The organism is Rhodopseudomonas faecalis, assembly GCF_003217325.1.
GTDB classification, from domain to species: Bacteria; Pseudomonadota; Alphaproteobacteria; order Rhizobiales; family Xanthobacteraceae; genus Rhodopseudomonas; species Rhodopseudomonas faecalis.
The window spans coordinates 128,512-135,566 of record NZ_QJTI01000004.1; the positions used below are offsets into that span (position 1 = coordinate 128,512).

Genomic DNA, 7,055 nt, shown 5'->3' on the forward strand with positions numbered 1-7,055 from the left:
ACTGCCGCTCCTCATTCATTGCCGGTCACCCCGCCCCAGCCAAAGCGCTGCCGGATCCGGGCCAACAGCCCGTCGCGCACCGCGCGATAGGCGTCGAGCTGGTGTTCGCGGCTGCCCTCGATGCCGCTCGGGTCCGGGGTCGGCCAATATTCGACCTCGACCGCGTGGGTGCGGGTCAGTTCCAGCGCCTTGTGATGCGCCTCCGGCGCCAGCGTCACGATCAGATCGAAATTCAGGCCCTCGTCATTGTCGAGTTCCTCAAAGGTGATCGGCCGGTGTTTTGAGATATCGAGGCCGATCTCGGCCATCGCCGCCACCGCGAATGGATCAAGCTCCAGCTTGCGCACCCCGGCGGAGCGCACATAGAGCGTGCGCGGCGCGATCTGGCGCAGCAGGCTGGCCGCCATCGGCGAGCGGATGCTGTTATGGCCGCAGGCGAACAGCACGGCATGGGGCTGGGCCGGCGCCGCCGTCATCGCCGTGGGTCGCCGGTCTTCGGGCAGCGCCCGTGCGACCTGCGCCGGCCTTGCATCTCAGCCCTTCCAGTGCAGCACGGAAATCAGGGTGAACAGCCGCCGCGCGGTTTCGAAATCGATCCGCACCTTGTCGGCGAGCCGCTCCTGCAGCGTGCGCGACCCTTCGTCGTGAATGCCGCGCCGCCCCATGTCGATCGCCTCGATCTTGTCGGGCGTGGCGGTGCGGATCGCGTGGTAATAGCTGTCGCAGATCATGAAGTAGTCCTTCACGATGCGGCGAAACGGCGACAGCGACAAAAGATGCGCCACCACCGGCGTGCCGTCTTCGCGGCGGATGTCGAACATCAGCCGGTTGCCGGTAATGCCAAGATGCAGCACGAACGGCCCCTCGCCGGCGCCGATCGGCGCGAACGAGTTCTTCTCGACCAGATCATAGATCGCGATCGCCCGCTCGTGCTCGATATCCGGCCCGGAACGCCCAATCGATTCCTCGTCCAGCGTCACCGCGACGATGTAGTTTTTGGAACCGTCTGGGGCTTTCTTGGTCATTGCAGATTGAGGCGCAATCCAACTGAGCGAGCATGAGCGCCGAGGCCCTCGGCCTCACCGAGCGCGACCGCGGCCGGCCCGAGCGCCCGCAGCTGCTCCGGCCCGCATTTCAGCATCGAGGTGCGCTTCATGAAATCGAGCACGCCGAGCCCGGACGAGAACCGCGCCGAGCGCGCGGTCGGCAGCACGTGGTTGGAGCCGCCGACATAGTCGCCGATCGCTTCCGGCGTATGGGCGCCAAGGAAGATCGCGCCGGCATTGCGGATCTTGGCCGCCAGCGCTTCCGGATCGGCGGTCATGATTTCGAGATGCTCGGCGGCGAGCGCATTGGCAAGCTCGGTGGCCTGATCAAGATTCTCGACCACGATCAGCCCGCCAAAATCGCGCCACGACGCCTGCGCGATCTCGGCGCGCGGCAGCGTGGTCAGCTGGGAGGCGATCGCGCGCTCGACCTCGTCGGCCAGCTCGGCGCTATCGGTGATCAGGATCGACTGGGCGTTGGCGTCATGCTCGGCCTGCGCCAGCATGTCGGCGGCGATCCAGTCCGGATGGCCGTTGCGATCGGCGATGATCACCACCTCGGACGGGCCGGCGATCATGTCGATACCGACCTTGCCGAACACCAGCCGCTTGGCGGCGGCGACATAGGCATTGCCGGGGCCGACGATTTTTGCGACCGGCGCGATGGTCGCGGTGCCATAGGCGAGCGCCGCCACGGCCTGCGCGCCGCCGACCCGGTAAATCTCGGTGATGCCGGCGAGATCGGCGGCAGCCAGCACCAGCGGATTGAGCTTGCCGTCCGGGGTCGGCACCACCATCACCACGCGCGGCACGCCGGCGACGATCGCCGGCACCGCATTCATCAGCACCGAGGACGGATAGGCGGCGGTGCCGCCCGGCACATACAGGCCGACGGCATCGACCGCGCTCCAGCGCCAGCCGAGCTCGACGCCGAGCGCGTCGGTGAAACGGTCGTCCTTCGGCAATTGCCGGCGGTGAAACAGTTCGATGCGGTCGCGCGCCAGTTTGAGCGCGTCGAGCGTCGCCGTGTCGCAGGCGGCGACCGCGGCTTTGACCTCATCGGCGGTGATGCGCAGCCCGCTCGCGTCGATCTCGAGCCGGTCGAATTTGCGGGTCGCCTCGATCAGCGCCGCGTCGCCGCGCGCCACCACGTCATTGACGATAGCGCGGGCCGCACTTTCGACATCCTGCGAGGCTTCCCGCTTGGTCGCCAGAAAGGCTTTGAACTGCGAGGCGAAATCGGCGCTGCGGCGATCCAGACGAATGGGCATTCGGAGAGTCCAACTAAAAGGGGCTTCGTCACGAAGGCCCCTTGCTCAATGGCGCGACGGCTTATCGCCGTCAACCCTTGGCTGCCAACGATCGCGTTACGAGCGCGGCCGCGGCGGCGCACGCGAGGGGACAGGGTCGTCCGCCTGCTCGGCTTCGCCGCCGAGCGCGTCAGCGCCGAGGTCGGTGAGGCTGCATTCCAGACATTCGAGGTCGAGCCGCACCGCGCCGCCCTGCTTGAACATCAACAGCGCGGCGCCGCCCGGCGCCTCGCCGGGGTAGAAGTCGATCCCGATCAGCTCCAGCACCTGATCGGGCTGGCTGTGATCGATCTGGCGCGATTTGCAGGCCAGCACCCGATCGAAACGCAGCGCCGACACCAGCCGGCCCGGCGCGTCATGCCCGGCCAGGGTCTGATCCCAATCGGGACGGCTGAGACCGATCACCAGCCGCTTGTCGGCCTGCCGCCAGATGATGTCGGCGACATGGACCCGGGCATCCTGCACATGGGCGGAGATCACCGCCAGGTCGTCAGCGTCAAAGGCGATCAGCTTCAGTTGCCCGGTCACGCTGCCCCCCGATGGCGTCAGCCGCTGATGCGCTCGATGGTGGCGCCGCAAGCGGACAGCTTGTCCTCGAGCCGCTCAAAGCCGCGGTCGAGATGATAGATGCGGTTGACCATGGTCTCGCCTTCCGCGGCCAGCGCCGCGATCACCAGCGACACCGAGGCGCGCAGATCGGTGGCCATCACCGGGGCGCCGCGCAGTTTGGCAACGCCGTCGATGGTCGCGGTCTCGCCGTCGAGCTGAATGCGCGCGCCGAACCGCGCCAACTCCTGCACATGCATGAAGCGGTTTTCAAAGATGGTCTCGGTGATATGCGAGACGCCCTTGGCGCAGGTCATCAGCGCCATCAGCTGCGCCTGCAGATCGGTCGGGAAGCCGGGGAACGGCGCGGTGGTGACGGTGACCGGATTGATGCCAGCGCCGTTGCGGGCCACGCGGATGCCCTCATTGTTGACGGTGATGGTGGCGCCGGCCTCGGTCAGCACGTCGAGCGCCGATTGCAGCAATTCCGGACGCGCGCCGGACAGCTGCACGTCGCCGCCGGTCATCGCCACCGCCATCGCATAGGTGCCGGCCTCGATCCGATCCGGTAGCACGGTATGGCGGGCACCGTGGAGCTGATCGACGCCTTCGATCACGATGCGCGGTGTGCCGGCGCCGCTGATCTTGGCGCCCATCTTGATCAGGCAGTCGGCAACGTCGGTGATTTCCGGCTCGCAGGCGGCGTTGTTGATGATGGTGGTGCCCTTGGCCAGGGTCGCCGCCATCAGCGCGACATGGGTGCCGCTGACCGTGACCTTGGGGAATTCGATTTCGGCGCCGCGCAGCCCGCCGGGCGCGCTCGCCACCACATAGCCGCCGTCGATCGCGATGGTGGCGCCGAGCTTTTCCAGCGCCATGATCAACAGATCGACCGGGCGGGTGCCGATCGCGCAGCCGCCGGGCAGCGACACCTTGGCTTCATGCATGCGCGCCAGCAGCGGCGCGATCACCCAAAAACTGGCGCGCATCTTCGATACCAGCTCATAGGGCGCGGTGGTGTCGATGATGTTCTTGGCCGAGATATGCAGGGTCTGGCCCTGATATTGATGATCGCCGGAGCGCTTGCCGGCCGACATGATATCGACGCCGTGATTGCCCAGGATGCGCTGCAGCTGCGCCACGTCGGCCAGGCGCGGCACATTGTCGAGAATCAGCGTGTCCTCGGTCAGCAGGGCCGCAATCATCAGCGGCAGAGCGGCGTTCTTGGCGCCCGAAATCGGGATCGTGCCATTGAGCTTAGCGCCGCCGACGATGCGAATGCGATCCATGCCTAATCCTGTTGTGCTGGAGAAACGGCGTTATAGGGCAAATGACCGCCCGAAGGCAAAAGCGACCGGATTTGCGGCGAATTGATGGGGTGCGGCGGCGCGGACGGCGGCTTGTGCTGCGAGCGATGAGCGCGTTTTCGGTTTTAACGAAATCCGTAGCAACGCTCTAACATTCTGGTCTGACGCGCTTTCTTGACGTGAACCGGTATCCAATCCGGCCAACGCCGCTTTAGCTGCGAGCGACTGGCGGCGGCTGGCGGCGGCGCGCTCCTTCTCACCGCCTGCGGGGAGAAGGTCGGGATGAGGGGGCATATCCACATGGGCATATCCACATGGGCATATCCACATGGGTCACCCTCGCGGAAGCCCCCCTCACCGGCCCGGCCTCGCAGCGCTCCGCCGCGCCGACCTCTCCCCGCAAGCGGGGCGAGGTGAGGTCACCGCAAGCCGAACAACTCAGCTCATCGCGTTGATGTCCCGGCTCTCCAGCACCGGCTGCGGATAGCCATGCTTGGCGACTTTCAGCATGGCGCGGCCGAGCTGTTCGGTGGTGGTCATGGCGCCGGGCGCGATCCGGCGCAGCCAGCCGAGCACCGGCCGGGCATAGCGGTACAGCGTGTTGACCCACCGGGTTTTCGACTGGATGCCGTGCAGCGGCTGCACCCCGGCCGGCCGGAACATATAGGCCGCCTTGAACGGCAGCTTGAGCAGGTCGTTCTCGGTCTTGCCCTTGATGCGCGCCCACATCAGCCGGCCCTGCTCGCTGGAATCGGTGCCGCTGCCGGACACATAGATGAAGGTCATCGCCGGATTGAGCCGCGCCAGAACCTGCGCGGCCGCCATGGTGATGTCGTAAGTGATCTCGCGATAGCGCGCTTCATCAAGGCCGACCGACGACACGCCGAGGCAAAACAGGCAGGCGTCGTAGCCGGCGAGCCGCGCCTCGATCGTGGAAAAATCCAAAAAATCTTCGTGCAGGATTTCGCGCAGCTTGGCGTGCTGACGCCGGATGCGATTGCGCACCACCACCAGCACTTCCTCGACGTCAGGATCGCGCAGGCATTCGCGCAGCACGCCCTGGCCGACCATTCCGCTCGCGCCGAACAGGATCACCTTCATCTGGCAGCCCGCAGCTTCGACCATCAACGCAGAGTGGTAGCGATTCTCTCCACCACCATGACGATACATTATTTGCGCGCCATGCGACATGGCCAAGCACACACGGCGCCGCGCCCGAATGGCGAAGCCAGCGGCGCCGGCCGGGGCCGATCAGCGGTGCGATTCGCCGCTTGGCGCGGCGAGCGCGCTCTCCGCCCCCGCCGATTCTCCCTCAGCCTCTGCCAAAGCGGCGCGGCCACGGAGCTGCGTTTTGCGCCGCTTGAGATTTTCGCGCAGCGCCTCGCGCAGCCGCGCGGCGCGATCGGAGGACGGCGAAGCGGGTTTGGGCGAATCGGTCATGGCGCGGCGGTCTTCAGGCTTGCCGGCATCCAGGCTCTATGCTGGGCTGCGGCACAACAACGGATCAGGGGAGGAACGATGCAGGACGCAACATATGCCTTGGCGAGCGGACCGCAACTGACGCTGACGCGCTGGCACGATTTCGTCGCCACCGGCAGCGGCGACGTGCTGAAACCGCTTTTGGCCGAATCAATCGTGTTCCACTCGCCATTCGTGCGCTCGCCGATCCCCGGCCGCGCCGCGACCGCGCTGGTGCTGACCACCGTGGCGCAGATTTTTGAGAATTTTCGCTACCACCGCACCTTTGTGGCCGGTCCGCACGACGTCGGCCTGGAATTTTCCGCCAATATCGGCCGCTGGGAACTGAAGGGCATCGACCTGATCAAGTTCAACGAAGCCGGCCAGATGATCGAATTTGAGGTGATGGTGCGGCCGGCCAAGGCGCTGCAGGCGCTTGGCGAGGCCATGGGAGCGCGGATCGGCCCGCAATTGCTGGCCATGAAGGCGGCGGCCGGGGTCTGAACCCACCGCTTTCCCCAAAAGGAGGTCACAAAGCGTCACAGCCCCGCTTGCGCTGCGGGATTCGTTGTGGCAATGAACAGCCGCCGAACGGGAGCCCCTCCGGGCCGTTTCCCGAACGAATGGCATGCTGCCGTAGCTCAGTGGTAGAGCACTCCATTGGTAATGGAGAGGTCGACAGTTCAATCCTGTCTGGCAGCACCATCTTTTCCCCTGAGAACCATTTGCTTACAGACAGTAGCACGCTATCGGCTCGTCATTGTCTCGTCGCCCAGCGCCAAGTAACTGGCGATTCACGGCACATCATGTGGATATAGCGACGCACGCCGCCGACATCATCTTGTATGACGGAACCAACCACGTTAGGTTGAGTAATTCCAATCTACTCGCCTCTGGTGGCCGGGCTCGATCTGAGCGTCGGTTGTTCTGGGGGGGAGGTCCGGGGGGCAGTTGCTACTTCGGATCAGGTCGCACCCGAGGGATGCACTCTGCGCCTTCGGAGCCTTGTGGATCGGACTTTGCTCTCGGCACGATGGAAGCTGACCGTAGCTCTCACCATTTCGGGGACTTATCGGACGGTTGGCAGCTTTTCTTTCTCCGCCGGGGTGGAGGGTCGCGGGCGACGCTTGACGGTCACCGCCAAAAAGGTAGGCCGGTTTCAAAGGAGCGCGTCAGATGACCAGGACATGCAAAAACGTGCCAGTCGATCGGCACTCGCTACTGTTGCGATCTGCTTCGCAGCGTTGGTCCACTCGCCTCTGGTGGCCGGGCTCGATCTGAGCGTCGGTTGTTCTGGGGGGGAGGTCCGGGGGGCAGTTGCTACTTCGGATCAGGTCGCACCCGAGGGATGCACTCTGCGCCTTCGGAGCCTTGTGGATCGGACTTAG

Annotated in this window: 8 protein-coding genes and 1 tRNA gene; 2 read left to right on the forward strand and 7 right to left on the reverse strand. The window is 65.5% G+C overall.

Translation table 11 applies throughout. The annotated features are described in order from the left end of the window. Nucleotides 1-11: 11 nt before the first annotated feature. From BJ122_RS05370 to BJ122_RS05400, 7 genes are all read right to left on the reverse strand, one after another. Nucleotides 12-476, reverse strand: coding sequence for an arsenate-mycothiol transferase ArsC (locus BJ122_RS05370; protein WP_110780099.1), 465 nt, complete (start codon nt 474-476; stop codon nt 12-14). Between the two features lie 57 nt (nt 477-533). Further along, complete coding sequence (locus tag BJ122_RS05375) at nt 534-1,025, reverse strand: UPF0262 family protein (RefSeq protein ID WP_110780100.1); 492 nt, start codon at nt 1,023-1,025, stop codon at nt 534-536. Further along, nucleotides 1,022-2,317 carry a histidinol dehydrogenase gene (hisD, locus tag BJ122_RS05380; protein WP_110780101.1) on the reverse strand — a complete coding sequence of 432 codons (1,296 nt, stop codon included), beginning with the start codon at nt 2,315-2,317 and terminating at the stop codon, nt 1,022-1,024. Before hisD ends, BJ122_RS05375 begins: the two co-directional genes overlap by 4 nt. Before the next feature lie 96 nt (nt 2,318-2,413). Next, nucleotides 2,414-2,884 carry a DUF2948 family protein gene (locus BJ122_RS05385; RefSeq protein WP_110780102.1) on the reverse strand — a complete coding sequence of 157 codons (471 nt, stop codon included), beginning with the start codon at nt 2,882-2,884 and terminating at the stop codon, nt 2,414-2,416. A gap of 17 nt (nt 2,885-2,901) precedes the next feature. After that, a complete protein-coding gene (gene murA, locus BJ122_RS05390; RefSeq protein WP_110780103.1) occupies nt 2,902-4,191 on the reverse strand; it encodes a UDP-N-acetylglucosamine 1-carboxyvinyltransferase in 1,290 nt (429 codons plus the stop codon). Nucleotides 4,192-4,647: 456 nt separating this feature from the next. Further along, nucleotides 4,648-5,310, reverse strand: a complete 663-nt coding sequence (locus BJ122_RS05395; protein WP_110780165.1) for an NAD(P)H-binding protein — start codon at nt 5,308-5,310, stop codon at nt 4,648-4,650. Between the two features lie 150 nt (nt 5,311-5,460). Next, the gene (locus tag BJ122_RS05400) at nt 5,461-5,649 is read right to left on the reverse strand and encodes a hypothetical protein (protein WP_110780104.1); all 189 of its coding nucleotides are present in this window, start codon (nt 5,647-5,649) and stop codon (nt 5,461-5,463) included. A 78-nt stretch (nt 5,650-5,727) separates the two neighbouring features. Between BJ122_RS05400 and BJ122_RS05405 the strand changes: the two genes are divergently transcribed. Then, nucleotides 5,728-6,171: a nuclear transport factor 2-like protein gene (locus BJ122_RS05405; RefSeq protein ID WP_027278267.1), complete on the forward strand. Its 444-nt coding sequence runs from the start codon at nt 5,728-5,730 to the stop codon at nt 6,169-6,171. A gap of 126 nt (nt 6,172-6,297) precedes the next feature. After that, nucleotides 6,298-6,372 (forward strand) — tRNA-Thr (locus BJ122_RS05410). Nucleotides 6,373-7,055: the final 683 nt, after the last annotated feature.

Excerpts from the sequence above, each read along its gene's own strand:
- BJ122_RS05400 (WP_110780104.1), bottom strand. The coding sequence starts at position 5,649 with ATGACCGATTCGCCCAAACCCGCTTCGCCGTCCTCCGATCGCGCCGCG.
- BJ122_RS05375 (WP_110780100.1), bottom strand. The coding sequence starts at position 1,025 with ATGACCAAGAAAGCCCCAGACGGTTCCAAAAACTACATCGTCGCGGTG.
- BJ122_RS05405 (WP_027278267.1), top strand. The coding sequence starts at position 5,728 with ATGCAGGACGCAACATATGCCTTGGCGAGCGGACCGCAACTGACGCTG.
- murA (WP_110780103.1), bottom strand. The coding sequence starts at position 4,191 with ATGGATCGCATTCGCATCGTCGGCGGCGCTAAGCTCAATGGCACGATC.
- hisD (WP_110780101.1), bottom strand. The coding sequence starts at position 2,317 with ATGCCCATTCGTCTGGATCGCCGCAGCGCCGATTTCGCCTCGCAGTTC.
- BJ122_RS05370 (WP_110780099.1), bottom strand. The coding sequence starts at position 476 with ATGACGGCGGCGCCGGCCCAGCCCCATGCCGTGCTGTTCGCCTGCGGC.
- BJ122_RS05395 (WP_110780165.1), bottom strand. The coding sequence starts at position 5,310 with ATGAAGGTGATCCTGTTCGGCGCGAGCGGAATGGTCGGCCAGGGCGTG.